Origin of the sequence: Pseudomonas panipatensis (assembly GCF_900099785.1) — a bacterium.
Lineage (GTDB): Bacteria > Pseudomonadota > Gammaproteobacteria > Pseudomonadales > Pseudomonadaceae > Pseudomonas > Pseudomonas panipatensis.
Genome location: NZ_FNDS01000007.1, coordinates 72,749 through 88,425, shown reverse-complemented (window position 1 = coordinate 88,425; position 15,677 = coordinate 72,749). Strand labels below are relative to the sequence as shown.

15 protein-coding genes are annotated in these 15,677 nt (G+C 67.5%); 10 read left to right on the top strand and 5 right to left on the bottom strand.

The annotated features are described in order from the left end of the window. Positions 1-52 precede the first annotated feature (52 nt). Together BLQ74_RS16885 and sfnG are read right to left on the bottom strand one after the other, a co-directional pair. On the bottom strand, positions 53-1,267 hold the full coding sequence (locus BLQ74_RS16885) for an SfnB family sulfur acquisition oxidoreductase (RefSeq protein WP_090264244.1): 1,215 nt from the start codon (positions 1,265-1,267) through the stop codon (positions 53-55). 211 nt (positions 1,268-1,478) lie between these two features. Beyond that, entirely contained in the window at positions 1,479-2,564 is a 1,086-nt protein-coding gene (sfnG, locus tag BLQ74_RS16880) for a dimethylsulfone monooxygenase SfnG (protein ID WP_090264242.1), read from the bottom strand. Between the two features lie 416 nt (positions 2,565-2,980). Here sfnG and BLQ74_RS16875 point away from each other — a divergent pair, with 416 nt between their 5' ends. Continuing rightward, entirely contained in the window at positions 2,981-3,658 is a 678-nt protein-coding gene (locus tag BLQ74_RS16875) for a hypothetical protein (protein ID WP_090264240.1), read from the top strand. Positions 3,659-3,683: 25 nt separating this feature from the next. Here BLQ74_RS16875 and BLQ74_RS27095 read toward each other — a convergent pair whose 3' ends face one another. After that, the gene (locus BLQ74_RS27095) at positions 3,684-3,881 is read right to left on the bottom strand and encodes a hypothetical protein (protein ID WP_425287505.1); all 198 of its coding nucleotides are present in this window, start codon (positions 3,879-3,881) and stop codon (positions 3,684-3,686) included. A gap of 288 nt (positions 3,882-4,169) precedes the next feature. Between BLQ74_RS27095 and BLQ74_RS16870 the strand changes: the two genes are divergently transcribed. After that, positions 4,170-4,604 carry a CBS domain-containing protein gene (locus BLQ74_RS16870; protein ID WP_090264238.1) on the top strand — a complete coding sequence of 145 codons (435 nt, stop codon included), beginning with the start codon at positions 4,170-4,172 and terminating at the stop codon, positions 4,602-4,604. A gap of 41 nt (positions 4,605-4,645) precedes the next feature. Here BLQ74_RS16870 and BLQ74_RS16865 read toward each other — a convergent pair whose 3' ends face one another. Further along, complete coding sequence (locus BLQ74_RS16865; protein WP_090264236.1) at positions 4,646-5,560, bottom strand: LysR family transcriptional regulator; 915 nt, start codon at positions 5,558-5,560, stop codon at positions 4,646-4,648. Between the two features lie 129 nt (positions 5,561-5,689). On the opposite strand from BLQ74_RS16865, the gene BLQ74_RS16860 reads away from it, so the two are divergent. Further along, positions 5,690-6,229 carry an ester cyclase gene (locus tag BLQ74_RS16860; RefSeq protein ID WP_090264234.1) on the top strand — a complete coding sequence of 180 codons (540 nt, stop codon included), beginning with the start codon at positions 5,690-5,692 and terminating at the stop codon, positions 6,227-6,229. 107 nt (positions 6,230-6,336) lie between these two features. Then, positions 6,337-6,525: a ribbon-helix-helix protein, CopG family gene (locus BLQ74_RS16855; protein WP_090264232.1), complete on the top strand. Its 189-nt coding sequence runs from the start codon at positions 6,337-6,339 to the stop codon at positions 6,523-6,525. Positions 6,526-6,598: 73 nt separating this feature from the next. Here BLQ74_RS16855 and BLQ74_RS16850 read toward each other — a convergent pair whose 3' ends face one another. Further along, positions 6,599-8,260, bottom strand: a complete 1,662-nt coding sequence (locus BLQ74_RS16850) for a SulP family inorganic anion transporter (RefSeq protein WP_090264229.1) — start codon at positions 8,258-8,260, stop codon at positions 6,599-6,601. 316 nt (positions 8,261-8,576) lie between these two features. On the opposite strand from BLQ74_RS16850, the gene BLQ74_RS16845 reads away from it, so the two are divergent. The 6 genes from BLQ74_RS16845 (at position 8,577) to BLQ74_RS16820 (ending at position 15,632) form a co-directional block, all read left to right on the top strand. Then, positions 8,577-9,707: a PAS domain-containing protein gene (locus tag BLQ74_RS16845; protein ID WP_090264226.1), complete on the top strand. Its 1,131-nt coding sequence runs from the start codon at positions 8,577-8,579 to the stop codon at positions 9,705-9,707. Beyond that, positions 9,704-11,137 (top strand): sigma-54 interaction domain-containing protein, encoded by a 1,434-nt coding sequence (locus tag BLQ74_RS16840; RefSeq protein ID WP_090264224.1) that lies wholly within the window; start codon positions 9,704-9,706, stop codon positions 11,135-11,137. Before BLQ74_RS16845 ends, BLQ74_RS16840 begins: the two co-directional genes overlap by 4 nt. 267 nt (positions 11,138-11,404) lie before the next feature. Continuing rightward, on the top strand, positions 11,405-12,004 hold the full coding sequence (locus BLQ74_RS16835; protein ID WP_090264222.1) for a dimethylamine monooxygenase subunit DmmA family protein: 600 nt from the start codon (positions 11,405-11,407) through the stop codon (positions 12,002-12,004). Continuing rightward, entirely contained in the window at positions 12,001-12,969 is a 969-nt protein-coding gene (locus BLQ74_RS16830; protein WP_090264219.1) for a PDR/VanB family oxidoreductase, read from the top strand. Before BLQ74_RS16835 ends, BLQ74_RS16830 begins: the two co-directional genes overlap by 4 nt. Positions 12,970-12,983: 14 nt before the next feature. Then, positions 12,984-14,000, top strand: a complete 1,017-nt coding sequence (locus tag BLQ74_RS16825) for a heme-dependent oxidative N-demethylase family protein (protein ID WP_090264217.1) — start codon at positions 12,984-12,986, stop codon at positions 13,998-14,000. 102 nt (positions 14,001-14,102) lie between these two features. After that, positions 14,103-15,632, top strand: coding sequence for an APC family permease (locus tag BLQ74_RS16820; RefSeq protein ID WP_090264215.1), 1,530 nt, complete (start codon positions 14,103-14,105; stop codon positions 15,630-15,632). The last annotated feature ends 45 nt before the right edge of the window (positions 15,633-15,677 follow it).

The window sequence follows — 15,677 nt, the reverse complement described above, 5'->3', positions numbered from 1 at the left end:
GCGCGGCTCCACGCGCGGCGTGGCGAGGGACACGGCGGTCATGCGCGGCACCTCAGGACCAGTCATGGCGCGGCGGCCTGGCGCCGTTGAGCAGCCAGTTGCCGACCACGTGGTACTTCCAGCGCACCGGGTCGTGCAGGGTGTGCACGCGGGCGTTGCGCCAGTGGCGATCGAAGTTGTGCTTGCGCAGGGTGGAACGGGTGCCGCCCAGCTCGAACAGCTTGTTGCTGGCCTCGATGGCAATTTCCGTGGTCAGCACCTTGGCCCGCGCGACGGCCAGCGAAGCCGCCGCCACGCTGTCCTCGTCCGGCGCCGCCTTGCCCGCGTCGAGCACTCGCCCGGCGCGCTCCAGCAGCGCCTCGGCGGCCTCCAGGCGAATGTCCAGGGCACCGACCTGGATGATGGTCAGGGGATCTTCGCTGGCCTTGTCGACCCCGGCGTCGATCCACGGCCGCGCCTGTTCACGGACGAAAGCGATGGTGTCGCGCAGCGCGGCGCGGGCGATACCGGCGTCGATGGCGGCGGTGGTGATCTGCGCGAAAGGCCCGGCCTGGGTCGGGCGTTCGTAGGAGCGGTAGGTGGGGAACAGGTGGAAGGCCGGCACGCGCAGGCCCTCGGCGAGCACCGTGCCACTGGAGGTGGTGCGCTGGCCGATGCTGTCCCAGTCGTCGATCACGCTCAGCCCGGCGCTCTCGCGCGGGACGAAGGCCAGGTGCGCACGGTCTGCCTCGTCGAGCGCCAGCACGCCCAGCCAGTGGGCGTAGAGCGAACCGGTGCAGTAGCCCTTGCGGCCGTCGATGCGATAGCCGTCGCCGTCGGCGACCAGCCGCGTGCGGATGTCCTGGACGTTCTTGCCGCCGGTTTCCGACAGCGCGTTGGCGAAGCGATGCCCTTCCAGCACCAGGCCGAAGAAGAAACGCTTCTGTTCGTGAGTGCCCTGCAGGCGGATGTCCTCCAGCAGGCAGTAATGGTTCTGCGGAATCTGCCCGAGCGAGGGGTCGGCCGCCGAGATGATGGCGATGACCTGGGCCAGGGTGGCGTGGGACACCTCGGCGCCGCCGTACTCGCGCGGCACACTGATGCCCCAGAGGCCGCTGTTGGAATAGGCGTCGACGATCTCCACCGGCACCTGGCGGTTGAGGTCGCGCTCGGCAGCGCCGGCCTGCAACAGTTCAGCGATCTGTTCAGCGACGCGGATGGCTTCGGCGTCGTCGCGGATCACCCGGGCGGCGGGTCGGTTGATGGGATAGGCAGCTGAAACTGACATGGTAGTCCTCATTCTGGCGATGGCTCGGCACGGGCCGCGGTGCCTCTCCGGCACACCACGGCGGGCACCCCTGAAACTGCTTCAGCACAATCCATGCCTGAATTTTTTATCTTGAAAATCAATGAATTAGTCGATCAAAAGGGGAGACCTATGGCTGGCTGGACACTTGCTGTTGAAGCACTGTCCAGCCAGCAACATCGGCCCGCTCGACTCAGGCCACCGCCCGCTCGCCCTGCTCCAGTTCGCGCACCAGCGGCAGCACGTGCTGGCCGAAGTACTCGACCTCTTCCTGGAAGTGCAGGAAGCCGGAGAGGATCAGGTCCACGCCGACTGCCTTGAGCGCGACGATGCGCTCGGCGATCTGCCGCGGCGTGCCGATCAGGTTGGTCTTGAAGCCGTCGTTGTACTGCACCAGGTCTTCGAAGCTGGACTTGGCCCAGTTGCCCTCGCCTTCCGGGCTGGCGGCGCCGGCGTTCTTCACCTCGTGGCCGAAGGCGTTGACCGCCTCCGGGTTGGCCTTGTCGATGATTTCCTGCAACACCGCGCGGGCCTCGGCCTCGGTGTCGCGGGCGATGATGAAGGCGTTCACGCCGATCTTCACCGAGTGACCGTTGGCCGCGGCCTTGGCGCGGATGTCGTCGACCTGGGCCTTGATCCCCTCCACCGTGTTGCCATTGGTGAAGTACCAGTCGGAGACCCGCGAGGCCATGTCGCGCGCGGCGCGCGAGCTGCCGCCCTGGAAGATTTCCGGGTGCGGCTGCTGCAGCGGCTTGGGCTTCAGGGTGTAGTCGCGGAAGCGGTAGAAGTCGCCGTTGAAGGTGAAGTTGTCCTGGGTCCAGATGCCCTTCAGGGCACGGATGAACTCCTCGGAACGGCGGTAGCGCTCGTCATGCTCCAGCCAGGGCTCGCCGATGGCGTGGAACTCGCCCTTGAACCAGCCGGAGACGATGTTCACCGCGATGCGGCCATTGGTCAGGTGATCGATGGTGGCCAGCTGCTTGGCGGCCAGCGCCGGGTTCCAGGGACCGGGCAGGATGGCGGCGATCAGCTTGAGCCGCTCGGTGGCGGCCAGCAGCGCGTGGCTGATGGCCACGGACTCATGCTGGTACTCGGCGCCATAGCCGGCGGTGAAGCGGATCTGCGACAGCGCGTAGTCGAACCCGGCCTTCTCGGCGGTCTGCGCCAGCCGGCGGTTGTAGTCGATGTCCCAACTGGTGCGCTGCTCGATATTGCTGACGACGAGACCGCCGCTGACGTTGGGTACCCAATAGGCGAATTTGATCGATTCCTGGCTCATGCGTGTGTTCTCCGCGGGGCAGTGGCCGGCGCCTCGGGCAAGGCCGGGACCGGACTAGGGGTGCGTCGGTTGGACGGATCGAAGGCGCCTCGCGCCCTCGAACCCCGAGGGACCGCCGGATGGCCTCCACTCAAGCCTTTGAGCAGCAACCATGCCAAGAAAAATATTCTTTTAAATCAGATAGTTAAAAGAACTCAAAAGCACTCGCGCTGTTCCGCCGCGGACAAGCTGCTGAACCACTGTTGGCCAGCCAACAGTGGCGGGCGCAGCGGCGGACGCTCGGCGCAGGCAACGGAATGCGCCGCCGCCGACGGACGCACGCGGGCCACCCCGACAGGTCGCGGCAGGCGGACTAGACTTGCCTGGCTACGGCAAAGAACCGCATCCGTCAGCCCCGTTTCGACAAGGAGTCCATCGTGCGCATCCTGCTCATCCTGATCCTCGCTCTCGGCCTGGCCGGGTGCGCGGCGGACCTGAAGAAGGCGGACTCACTCTCCCCCCTCAGCACCTACGCCGATACCCGCAACCGCCTCTTGCTGAACTTCCATGCCGACCCCAGCGTCGTCGGCTCGCCGGGCTGGACGCGGCTGACCACGGCCTGGCGCGAGGCCCTGCGCGAGCAAGCGGAGGCGGCGGATTACCAATTGGGCACCCAGGCCGGCGGCGAGCCGGGCGCCTTGCCGGCCACCCTGCTGATCGTCGAGGTCGATCGTCTGCATCAGGTCGATGCCGAGCGCGGCCTGGGCCAGGGTTCGCTACGCGTCACCGTGCGCTTCACCGACAGCCAGAGCGGACGCCTGCTGGGCTCGCGCCGCTACGAAAGCGCCAGCGAGCAGCCGGCGGCCCTGGATGGGCAGATCGCCGCCATTTCCCAGGAAATCATCGCCGAACTCAGCGGCGCGCAGCGCATCGCCAAGCGTGACGCGCTGGTTCCGGACAAGCTGCCGGCGCCGGCGGCGCTGGTGCAGCGTTCGCCGCAGAGCAAGCCGATGGCCGCGCTCGACGATCAGGACCAGCGCCTGCGGGAGCTGCAACAGCGCAATCTGCCCTTCGACCAGTACCAGTCCGAGTACCGGCGCATCATGGCGCAGTAGCCTCGGGCGGGTCTGGCCGCGGCGCTCACTGATCGTCCCAGTGGGCGCCGTCGTCTTCGTCCCAATCGTCCGTGTCGTCGTCCTCGGGCTCGTCGTGCAGACCGCTGGCATCGTGCTCGACCGACTCCGGCCACTCATCGAATTCATGGTCGAGCAGGTGTTCGTGCTCCGGTTCGGGGAGATCGATGTCGTCGTCGCTCACAGGGGGCACCTCGATGCGCATCAGGCGGAAGCAGGGAATTGGCGGCGGCACATGCTACGGCCTTCGCCACGCCCGGGGAACCGCCCGCTCCGCGCGCTGCCGAACGCAACGGCATCAGGCCGACACATAGACGCGCTACGCTCGGGCAACCAGGGGCCACGCGGGCTATACCGTCAGTGGCGGGTGATGACGTTTTCCTATGGGGTCGATGGCGTTTCCAGCATTGCCTGCGCGCCGCCGCTGCCCAATCCTGTCGGCCATTCGCGAGCGAAAGCGTCGCTCCATGCACACCAAAGAGGGGCTCTCAGCATGAAGACCGTTGCACAACTGCTGCACACCAAACAGACCCAGGAGGTCCATACCATTTCGCCGCAGCAGATGGTGCTCGACGCCCTGCGGGTGATGGCGGCGAAGAATGTCGGCGCCCTGCCGGTGGTGGAGGACGGCCAGGTGGTCGGGGTGATCAGCGAGCGCGACTATGCCCGCAAGATGGTTCTCCAGGGGCGCTCCTCGGTGGGCACGCCGGTCAGCGCCATCATGAGTTCGCCGGTGGTCACGGTGGACTCGCAGCAAAGCATCGACACCTGCATGAACATCATGACCGACCGCCACCTGCGCCACCTGCCGGTGGTGGAGAACGGCCAACTGCTCGGCCTGCTGTCCATCGGTGACCTGGTCAAGGAGGCCATCGCCGAGCAGGCGTCGCTGATCCAGCAGTTGGAAAGCTACATCCGCGGCGAATGAGGCCGCGCCACTGAACGGCCCCGGCATCCGCCGGGGTCCTCTCATGCCTCCGCGCCACCCCAGCGCCACGCCTCACCCAGGCGTTGGCGCAGGTAGTCGACCAGGGCCCGCACGCGCGGCGCCAGGTGGTTGGCGTGGGGATAGAGGGCCTGCAACGGCGCCGCCGCCGCGCGGTAGGCCGGCAACACCGGCAGCAGGCGGCCGGCGGCGAGGTCGTCGCCGACATCCCAGATCGATTTCAGCGCGATGCCCATGCCGGCCAGCGCCCAGGCGGAGACCGCGCCGCCATCGTTGCTGACCAGCACGCCCTTCACCCGCACCCCGATGGACTCGCCCTCCGGCCCCTGGAAGCGCCAATCGCTGCGCGGCTGGTCGCCATTGAGCAGGCAGCGGTGCGCCGCCAGTTCGGACGGATGGGCGGGCGCGCCCTGCTCGCGCAGGTAGCTCGGCGCGGCGCAAAGCACCCGGTAGTTGTCCGCCAGCGGCCGGGCGATCAGCGAGGAATCGGCCAGGCTGCCGACGCGCACGGCCAGGTCCAGGCCGCCATCGAGCAGGTCGATGAGCAGATCGCTCAGTTCCAGTTGGATGTTCACCTGCGGATGCAGGCGCTGGAAGTCACCGACGATGGGGGCGATCCAGCGCCGTCCCAGGTCCACCGGCGCGCTCAGCCGCAGCGAGCCGCTGATGTGCTGCCGGCGCTGGCTGATCTGCTCTTCCGCGGCTTGCAGCTCGGCGAGCACGCGCAGCACGCTGGCATGGAACAGCGCGCCCTCCTCGGTCAGGGTCTGGCGCCGCGTGGTGCGTTGCAACAGGCGCACGCCGAGGTCACTCTCCAGCTGCGCCAGGCGCTTGCTCACCACCGCCAGGGACAGATCCAGTTCGCGGGCCGCGGCGGACAGGCTGCCGCTACGGACAATGCGCTCGAAGGCGACCAGCGCGGGCAGGTTGTCGATCATGGATTCTTCACGCCAGGGAAAGGATTCATCAGCCTGGATAGCCTATTTCATCCGATTCAGGCAACCGAGAATGGCCACTCCCCGCACGGCGCACCCCGCCGCCGCGCACCAACCGCTCCAGGAGTCGCCATGTCCCGTATCCGTCCCGCCCTCGTCACCCTGGGCCTGCTCGCCGGGTTCGCCACGCAGCAGGCATTCGCCACGCCAGCCCTGGTCGAACCGGCACAGCTCATCGCCGATGCGTCGCTGCCGGCGGCCCAGCGCGATGCACAGATTCTCGCCGCGCGCCGCTACGCCAGCTTCTGGGACAGCGGCGATCCGGCCCTGGCCAAGGCCGCGCTGGCGCCGGACTTCACCGACCGCACCCTGCCGGCCGGGCGCGCGCAGGGGCTGGAAGGTCCGCTGCAGGCCTCGCGCACCATGAAGGCAGCGATTCCCGACCTGAACTGCCGCATCGAACAGATGCTGGTCAGCGGCGACCGGGTGGTCGTGCACCTGCGCTTCCGCGGGCACTTCAGCGGGCGCTTCGAGGACACCCAGGGCAAGGGCCAGGCGGTGGACTTCATTGCCACCGATATCTATCGCATCGCCGATGGGCGCATCGCCGACAACTGGCACATCGAGGACAACCTGAGCCTGTTCCGCCAGCTCGGCCTGCTCGGCCACTGACTGCCAGGCCGGCGCCTCGCGGCGCCAACAGCGTGCGCCATGGCAGGCGCCGGAGCGCGGCATTAGAATTCGCGCAACTTCCGCGCTCCGAGCAAGCAGGCCGGCTTATGGAAAACCGTACCGCACGCCTCACCGTGCTGATCGACCCCATGAAGAAGAAGGCGTTCGAGGAGCTCTGCGCCAGCCAGGACCTGACGCCCTCGCAAGTCGTGCGCCAACTGATCCGCGACTACCTGGAAAGCCACGGCGTCAGCTACGCCACCCAGCCCAAGGTGGGCGGCGCCGCGCAGGACTGAGCGCTTCGCCCGCGCGATGGCTTGAGCCACGCGCCGCAGAAGACCGATGGGTATCGCTGTGCTCCACCCCAGCCTAGGGCGCGGCTGGCGCCGCTTCGCGTTCGCCGCAGGCGGCCAGCGCCGAGGCGAAGTCGGCGTGGTAGTTGTGCGCACCTATCGTCTCGATCACCCCGGCCTTGCTCAGCTTGGCCAGCACGCGTTTCCCCGCCTCGCAGAGTTTCACCGTCACCCCGCGCTTGTGCAGTTGCTGGATCACTTCTTCCAGGGTCTGCATGCCGGTGATGTCCATGAAGGGCACGCGCTTCAGGCGGATCACCAATAACCGCGGATCGCTGTGGGTCTGCGCCAGGGCGCGCTCGAAGGTTTCCGCGGCGCCGAAGAACAGCGGCCCTTCGATGGTGTACACCAGCACGCCGGGCGGTGGCGTGCCCAGGCCCTTGCCGCGCAGTTCATCCTCCAGCTCGGCGCCGCCGATCTGCTGCACCTCCACTGCCGACGCCATGCGCCGCATGAACAGCAGCATGGCGAGGATCACGCCGATATTCACCGCGATCACCAGGTCGCTGAACACTGTCAGGCCGAAGGTGATCAGCAGGATGGTCACGTCGGCGCGCGGCGCCCGGCGGACCATGCGCACGAAGTGCTTGGCCTCGCTCATGTTCCAGGCCACCACGAAGAGGATCGCCGCCAACGCGCAGAGCGGAATGCTCGAGGCCAGGGGCGCGAGGAAGAGAATGATCAGCACCAGGGTCAGCGAGTGAGCGATGCCGGCCAGCGGACTGCTGCCGCCGTTGCGGATGTTGGTGGCGGTCCGCGCGATGGCGCCGGTCGCGGCGAAACCGCCGAACAACGGGGCGAGCAGGTTGGCCAGCCCCTGGCCGATGAGTTCCTGGTTGGAGTCGTGGCGGGTGCCGGCCATGCCGTCGGCGACCACCGCCGAGAGCAGCGACTCGATGGCGCCGAGCATGGCGATGGCGAAGGCCGGGCCGATCAGTTCGAGCACGCGGGGCAGGCTGATCTCCGGCAGGCTCGGCGCCGGCAGGCCACGGGGGATGCCGCCGAAGGCGCTGCCGATGGTGGCCACGCCGTCGAAGTGGAACAGCGCCTGCAACAGGCTCACCACCACCATCGCCAGCAGCGGACCGGGCAACCGCGACAGGCCGCGCAGGCGCGGACCGTAGAGGACCAGGGCGAGACTCAACAGGGCCAGCAGGGTGGTCGCCAGGTGCAATTGCGGCAGCGCCTGCAGCAGATGCCAGAGCTTCTGGTGGAAGTGCTCGCCGTTCACCGCCGGCAAGCCGAAGAAGTCTTTCCACTGGCCGACCCAGATGATCACCCCGATGCCGGCGGTGAAGCCGACGATGACCGGGTCGGGGATGTACTTGATGACGCTGCCCAGGCGGCTCACCCCGAGCAGCAGCAGGATCACCCCGGCCATCAGCGTGGCCAGTTGCAGTCCATCGACACCGTAGCGTGCGGTGATCCCGGCGAGGATGACGATGAAGGCGCCGGTCGGCCCGGCGATCTGCACCCGGCTGCCACCGAACAGCGACACCACGATGCCGGCGACGATGGCGGTGTACAGGCCCTGCTCGGGCTTGACCCCGGAGGCAATGGCGAAGGCCATCGCCAGCGGCAACGCCACCACCCCGACGATCAGCCCCGCCAGCAGGTTGCGCGGCCAGTGCTGCAGGTGCAGTTGTCCGGCCTTCCAGGCGTCACGTACGGCGATCATGAGCCAGCCTCCCTGGGAAACATGTGCAGGACATTAACATAGGATGCTAACCAGAGACGCTTCCCCTGGCCCCGGACCGGACGCCATGGACGCTTCCGTCGCCAGACGCTGACGCGGACCTGGCAACCGGCTACCCTGAGGACAAACGCTGCGCAAACACTCACAGTGCTGCATTTCTGCATACACCTGGCCTGGACAGCGCCAGCGAAGCCCTCTGTTCCGGGCCCGCGCCCCTGGCATGCAACCTGCGTGGAGCACCCGATGGCCCATGCGCGCGTCGCGCCGGCCGACCGTTACTGCGTATGGAGAAAGATAGATGGAACCGCTACGCCTGCTGCTCGACAGAGGCTTGCTGCTGACCGACAGCATCGCCCCGGATGGACGCTTCCTGGAGGTTTCCGCCGAGCAGAGCGACCAACTCGGCTACGCGCCCGGCGCCCTCTCCGGCCAGGGCATCGAACAGGTGTACACCGCCGACTCGGTGCGCGCCCTGCATCAGTTGTTCGCCAATCCGCCGGCCGACGAACGCGTGCAGGACCTGGAGCTGACCCTGATCCGCCACAACGGCGGCCTGCTGCCGGTGCTCGCCAGCGGCCTGCTGCAATGGCGCGACGGGCAGACGCCGCGCCTGCACCTGGCGAAGATGCCGCTGGGCGGCATCGCCCGGCGCCTCGGCGAGCTGCAGAGCGCCAACGAAGTGATGAGCCAGATGCTCTACAGCGCCAAGGTGGCCTACTGGTGCATCGAGTTCGTCGAGCCGGTGGACATCCGCCAGACGCCCGACGAGATCGTCCGCCAGGTGTTCGAGAACCGCTCTTACTGGCGCATGTGCAACCGCGCCATGGCGGCCATCTACGAGATGCCGGCGGACGTCGATTTCGGCCAGCAGCCGGTGCGCCTGTACTGGCCGCGCAGCCCGGCCAACGAGGAGTTCGTGCGGCGCCTGATCGAGGCCGAGTTCCACGTCGATGGCGCGCTCTCGGTGGACCGCCGCCACGACGGCTCGCCGGCCTACGTGGAGAACGACGTGCGCGCCAGCATCCACAACGGCCGCATGCTGCGCATGTGGGGCAGCCTGCGCGACGTCAGCCAGGAGCTGCGCATGCAGCACGACGCCGAGCAGCGCATCGAGGCCCTGCGCCGGGTCTTCGACGCGGTGCCCGACGCCGTGCTGGTGATCGACGAACAGGTCCAGCCGCAGTGGCGCAACGCCGCCTTCGAGCAGATCTTCGGCATCACCCGCGCCGCCAGCGTGGCCGCCACCCTCGACCGCCTGCCGCTGCCCGAGCGCACCTGGCAGCGCCTGGAGCTGTCCGACCAGTACGGCGGCTTTCGCGGCTTCGACAGCCATTGCTCGCGCATCCTCATCCGCGAGGGCGTGGCCTGGCGCGTGGTGGTGCTGCGTCCGGTCGGCGCCGAACGGCCGCTGGCGGAGCTGCATCCATGAACGGCGAGGGGTTCTTCGCGCCCATGCGCATGGGCATGCGCTCGTCGGTGAGCATCACCGCCGAGATGCTTGCCGCGCTGCTGGAAACCCCGGCCCTGCATGCCTTGCTGGACAGCTTCAGCGAGGCGCTGATCGTCTGCGACGGCGACTCGCGGGTGCGCTTCCTCAACCTCGCCGCCGAGCGCATCAACCGGGTGTCGCGCCAGGACGTGCTGGGGCTGTCGGATAGCGACTTCTTCCAGCGCTCGGCGCTGCAGTTCGACGACTACCTGCAGAGCGTGCGCCGCGGCGGCAAGAGCGCGCTGACCCGCTCGCGCGACGGCCGGGTCTTCCTCAGCGTGGTGCAGAGTGTGCCCACCGGCGCCTACGAGAAGCCCTACAGCCTGCTGATCCAGCGCGAGTACGAACCGCGCGAGAACGTCGCGCGCGCGCCCCAGGCGCCGCTCGCCGACAGCTCGCCGAGCCTCGGTGACCCGCAGGACAACTCGCTGCACATGTCGCCGCTGCTGTCCTCCATCGCCGACATGGGCGTGCGCGCCTTCCGCCGCCGCGCACGCCTGCTGCTGCTCGGCGAACCCGGCGTCGGCAAGACCGCCATCGCCCGGCATATCCACCGTGCCGCCGGCTGGGGCGACCGGCCCTTCATCGACGTGAACTGCGCGAGCATCCCGGAAACCCTCTTCGAGTCGGAGATGTTCGGCTACGAACGCGGCGCCTTCACCGGCGCGCTGCAGCAAGGCAAGCGCGGCTACATCGAAAGCGCCGCTGGCGGCACCCTGTTCCTCGACGAGATCGGTGAGATTCCCCTGCAGGTGCAGGCCAAGATGCTCAAGTTCCTCGACGACGGCACCATCCAGCCGGTCGGTTCGCCGCTGTCGAAGAAGGTCCAGGTGCAGGTGATCGCTGCCACCAACAAAGACCTGAAGGCGCTGGTCGCCGCCGGGCTGTTCCGCGCCGACCTCTACTACCGTCTGGCGGTGCTGCCGGTGGACATTCCGCCGCTGCGCGCCCACCGCGACGACCTGCCGGTGCTGATGGACATCCTCCTGGCGCGCATCAACCGCGACCGCCAACCGCCGCTGCGGCTGTCCACCGCCTGCCGCCAGCGCCTGCTGGGCTACGACTTCCCCGGCAACATCCGCGAGCTGGTGAACATCTTCGAGCGCCTGGCGGTACTCGCCGACGACGTGGCCGAAGAGCAGCACCTGCCACCGGAATTGCTCGGCACCGGTACCGCGCTGGAGAGGGACGACGACAGCGCCGCCACCCTGCCCGCCGGCAGCGACGACGAGCCGCTCAAGGCCCAGGTCCAGCGCTATGAGCGCCAACTGATCCTGCGTGCCGTGCGCCTGTGCGGCAGCAAGCGCAAGGCGGCCCAGCACCTTGGCATCGATGTCGGCACGCTGATCCGCAAGTTGCAGCGCGACTGAGCGGTCATCCGCCAGCGCGCGCCACGGCCGGCATAGGGAGATGCCAGCGCGCCCTCGGCGAATGCTGCGCTTTTGCCTACCGACGTAGTCATTTCTGCTTACACTCCGCCCCTATCAGACAGACAAAATCCTTACATTTCAATTACTTAAAATATTGGCACAGCCTGTGCTGAAGGTATCTCCAGCCCGTCCCCGTGAGCGGGTTTTCGAATCGCGCCAGCCATCCCCCCAGCGGGAGCTGCTGGCAGCCCTGGAGGTACAAGAACAATGCTCATTACAGGTATCAAGAGCAGGCCGGTCTATGACCATTTGCGCCCGCTCGAAGGCGGCAAGCACCACATCGTGGCCGGCCAGGGCAGCGGCGGTAGCGCCATGCTCCGCCTGCTCGACGAGCTGCCGCGCGACGTGCCCGTCACCGTGCTCTATTCCAGCGAAAGCTTCTCCGGACAGAACCACCTGGGCGCCCTGCGCGACCTGTCCGGCATCGAGCTGAAGACCTATCCGAGCAACCAGGCCCTGGTCGAAGACCTGCACCGCCTGCTGCAAGCGTCGCGCATGGGCACCCGGCTCTACCTGGCCGGCTCGGAGAGCTTCATCGGCACCGCCATGCAGGCCGCCGATGCCTGCAACCTGAACAAGGACGAAGTGCTGCGCGAGCACTGCGGCTCCTTCGTCCGCCGCGTCTGGTGCGTGCACTGCGACAGCTACACCGAGAACGTCACCCAGCGCGTCTTCGAGTGCCCGCACTGCCAGCGCATGCTGGTCGTGCGCGATCACTACTCCCGCCGCCTGGCCGCCTTCCAGGCAGTCAAGGCCGATGCCGAAGTCCCCGGCGAGCTGCCGGAAGCCGAGGAGCTCGACACATGAGCCTGAGCAACGGAACCCTGAGCGTACGCGTCGCGCGTATCGAACAAGTCACCCCGGAGATCAAGCGCTTCACCCTGGTCTCCACCGATGGCGCGCACCTGCCGCCGTTCTCCGGTGGCAGCAACGTGGTGGTGCTGATCCCCCACGAGGGCGGCAGCTACCGTAACGCCTACTCGCTGATGAGCTCGCCCTACGACTCGAGCAGCTACCAGATCGCCGTGCGCCGCGTCGAAGACGGCCGCGGCGGCTCGCGGCGCATGCACGATGCGGTGAAGGAAGGCGACGAGCTGGAGATCCTGCGTCCGGTCAACCTGTTCCCGCTGAGCAAGCACGCGCGCCTGCACCTGTTCATCGCCGGCGGCGTCGGCATCACCCCGGTGTGCTCGCAACTGGCCGAACTGCGCCTGACCGGCAAACCCTTCGAGGTGCACCTGGCACTGCGCGGCGCCGAACATGCGCGCCTGGGCGAAGAACTCAAGCGCGAATACGGCGATCGCGTGCACCTGTACCTCAACGACCGCGGCGAGCAACTGAACATCTCCGCCGTGCTGGCCGACCGCCCGCTGGGCAGCGACGTCTACGTCTGCGGACCGGAGTCGATGATCCAGGACACCCTGTCCAGCGCCCGTGCCCACGGCTGGACCGAGAGCCACATCCACTACGAGCGCTTCCTCGAACAGGGCAGCGTCGGCGAGGCCTTCAGCGTCACCCTGGCGCGCAGCGGCGCGACCATCGAAGTCTCGCCCGACCAGAGCCTGCTGGAAGCCGCCGAGGCCGCCGGTCACGAGATTCCCTACCTGTGCCGTGGCGGCGCCTGTGGCGCCTGCGAAACCGAGGTGCTGGAACTCGATGGCGAGATCCTCCACACCGATGACTGGCTGTCCGACGAAGACAAAGCCGCCAACAAGAAAATCATGCCCTGCGTGTCGCGTGCCAAGTGCTCGCGGCTGGTCATCGACTGCTGAGCCGGAGAACGACCATGACCATCCAATTCCGCCCCGACGAAACCTACCGCGACGACTACACCTACGCCAACAGCCCGGAGTGCATCGCCCGCGCGCCCTTCCCGTTCCCGGACGACGAGTACATGTACTCGATGAACCTGGAGCCGCACGTGTCGGTGGGCGACGGCGCCTTCCGCGCCGTGTTCGACATCGACGAGCACTACATCAGCGAATGCCGCGACCGTGCCATCACCCTGGAAAAAGACCCGGGCATGCACTACGTCTCGGCGCCGCACATGATGGAAGCGCAGTGGGACCTGCTCGAACTGATCATGGAGTCCTACGCCCATGACTACCCGGAGTACTTCAGCCTGGAGAAGGACGGCGCTCGCTGGCACTGGACCAACAAGCTGCTGAACATCGACGACACCTTCACCTTCGGCGACGCGTCGACCCTGCCCTACGAGCCGATGGAATACATCACCCGTCAGGCCCAGGGCGACTGGGTGCTGCAGGAAGAGCGCGACGGCACCCTGTACTGGGGCGCCGGCATCGCCACCCAGCGCGCCGACTACTCGCTGCGCTTCAACCTGGGCATGGCCTGGCACGAGTTCCACGGCCCGGTGCCGCTGGTCAAGGAAACCGGCATGCTCGACCGCGCGCTGAAGTTCCTCCTGCGCCTGCGCTGCGGCCACCCGGTGCGCCGCCTGAACTGGTCGCTGACGGTCAACCCGCGCCTCGATGTGTCCGCCGAAAGCCTGCCCGAGTGGGCCCCGGACCGCACCACGGTGACCGCCGAGAACGCCGGGCAGAAAGTCTACCTGCGCATCGAGCTGCAACCGCTGCACCGCCTGCCGCGCAGCAACGCCATCGTCTTCCCGATCCGCACCTACCTGCTGAGCCTGGAAGAAATCGCCACCAATCCGGCCTGGGCCAAGCGCATGCACCGCGTGCTCAAGACCCTCAACCAGGAACTGGTGGACTACAAGGGCTTCACCCGCTACCGCGACGCGGCGGTGGAGTGGCTCTCGAAATACGACGACGGCAAGTGATCCGTCGCGAACCATAAGAAAACACCCGAAAGGGTAGCCGGCGGATGCGTGAGGTCCGCCGGCCGATTCAGTACTGCCCATACCCCCTGAGAGGAAATAACGATGAGTGGGTCTCCTGCCACGCGTGCCGCTGGCGCAACCGATCAAGACGCCGAGCAGCTGCGCGCGCTTGGCTACAGCTCGAACTTCGAGCGCAGCATGAGCCTGTGGGAAAACTTCTCCCTCGGCTTTACCTATCTGTCGCCGGTAGTCGGCGTCTACACCCTGTTCGGCCTGTGCCTGGCCGCTGGCGGTCCGCCGATGTTCTGGACCTACCTGCTGATCGGCCTGGGCCAGATGCTGGTCTGCCTGGTGTTCTGCGAGGTGGTTTCGCAGTTCCCGATTTCCGGCGGCGTCTATCCCTGGGCGCGGCGCCTGGTGGGCAAGCGCTGGGCCTGGATGGTCGGCTGGGTCTACGCCTGGGCGCTGTGCAGCAGCATCGCCGGCATCGCCGTTGGCGCCGGCCCGTACATGGCCGCCATGCTCGGCTATGACTCGCACTCCAACGCCACCATCGTCATCGCCCTGGCGCTGATCGGCGTGTCCACCGTGCTCAACCTCAGCGGCACCAAGCTGCTGGCGCGGGTCGCCATGTTCGGCTTCATCTGCGAACTGGTCGGCGCCCTGCTGGTGGGCGGCTACCTGCTGATCTTCGAGCGTCACCAGCCGTTCAGCGTGCTGTTCAACACCTTCGACATCAAGATCGACGGCTCCTACTGGCCGGCCTTCCTCGCCGCTTCGCTGGCGGGCCTGTTCCAGTACTACGGCTTCGAGGCCTGCGGCGACGTCGCCGAGGAAACCCCGAACCCGGGCCGCATGATCCCCAAGACCATGCGCATGACCATCTACATCGGCGGCGCCGCTGCGATGTTCGCCTGCCTGGCGCTGATCCTCTCGGTGCCGGACATGCAGAAGGTCCTGGCCGGCCAGGATACCGACCCGGTCACCACCATCCTCGCCAACGCCTTCGGCCCGACCGGCTCCAAGCTGGTGATGGCCGTGGTCATGGTTTCCTTCGTGTCCTGCGTGCTCAGCCTGCAAGCCGCCGCCAGCCGCCTGCTGTTCGCCTATGCGCGTGACGAGATGATCGTCGGCAGCAAGCTGCTCAGCCGCCTGAACGGCAACCATGTACCGGCCTTCGCGCTGATCGTCAGCGGCGTGATGCCGGCGGCCATCGTCTGCCTCGGTCTGTTCATGGCCGACGCCGTGGCCACCATCGTCGGCTTCGCCGCCATCGGCATCTACGTGTCCTTCCAGTTGATCGTGCTCGCCGCGCTCATCGCCCGCGCCAAGGGCTGGCTGCCCAGCGGCCAGTTCACCCTGGGCAAATGGGGCGTGCCGGTGAACGTCGCCGCGCTGATCTATGGCGTCGGCGCCATCGTCAACATGGTCTGGCCGCGCACCCCGGACGCTCCCTGGTACCTGAACTACGGGATGATCCTGACCACCGCCGTGGTGATTGGCGCGGGCCTGGTCTACATGCTGCTGGCCAAGCCCTACGACAAGGGCCACGCACCGGCCGGCGACGCCTGGAAGATCTCCGGCCGCCAACGATCCGGGCGTGCCACGGGCACGCTGACCGAACCGGCTTGATCGCAACGCTGACGCAATTCGGGCCTTACGCCTGAGGGGCGCGTC

Excerpts from the sequence above, each read along its gene's own strand:
- BLQ74_RS16885 (WP_090264244.1), bottom strand. The coding sequence starts at position 1,267 with ATGTCAGTTTCAGCTGCCTATCCCATCAACCGACCCGCCGCCCGGGTG.
- sfnG (WP_090264242.1), bottom strand. The coding sequence starts at position 2,564 with ATGAGCCAGGAATCGATCAAATTCGCCTATTGGGTACCCAACGTCAGC.
- BLQ74_RS27095 (WP_425287505.1), bottom strand. The coding sequence starts at position 3,881 with ATGCGCATCGAGGTGCCCCCTGTGAGCGACGACGACATCGATCTCCCC.
- BLQ74_RS16870 (WP_090264238.1), top strand. The coding sequence starts at position 4,170 with ATGAAGACCGTTGCACAACTGCTGCACACCAAACAGACCCAGGAGGTC.
- BLQ74_RS16865 (WP_090264236.1), bottom strand. The coding sequence starts at position 5,560 with ATGATCGACAACCTGCCCGCGCTGGTCGCCTTCGAGCGCATTGTCCGT.
- BLQ74_RS16860 (WP_090264234.1), top strand. The coding sequence starts at position 5,690 with ATGTCCCGTATCCGTCCCGCCCTCGTCACCCTGGGCCTGCTCGCCGGG.
- BLQ74_RS16855 (WP_090264232.1), top strand. The coding sequence starts at position 6,337 with ATGGAAAACCGTACCGCACGCCTCACCGTGCTGATCGACCCCATGAAG.
- BLQ74_RS16850 (WP_090264229.1), bottom strand. The coding sequence starts at position 8,260 with ATGATCGCCGTACGTGACGCCTGGAAGGCCGGACAACTGCACCTGCAG.
- BLQ74_RS16845 (WP_090264226.1), top strand. The coding sequence starts at position 8,577 with ATGGAACCGCTACGCCTGCTGCTCGACAGAGGCTTGCTGCTGACCGAC.
- BLQ74_RS16840 (WP_090264224.1), top strand. The coding sequence starts at position 9,704 with ATGAACGGCGAGGGGTTCTTCGCGCCCATGCGCATGGGCATGCGCTCG.
- BLQ74_RS16835 (WP_090264222.1), top strand. The coding sequence starts at position 11,405 with ATGCTCATTACAGGTATCAAGAGCAGGCCGGTCTATGACCATTTGCGC.
- BLQ74_RS16830 (WP_090264219.1), top strand. The coding sequence starts at position 12,001 with ATGAGCCTGAGCAACGGAACCCTGAGCGTACGCGTCGCGCGTATCGAA.
- BLQ74_RS16825 (WP_090264217.1), top strand. The coding sequence starts at position 12,984 with ATGACCATCCAATTCCGCCCCGACGAAACCTACCGCGACGACTACACC.
- BLQ74_RS16820 (WP_090264215.1), top strand. The coding sequence starts at position 14,103 with ATGAGTGGGTCTCCTGCCACGCGTGCCGCTGGCGCAACCGATCAAGAC.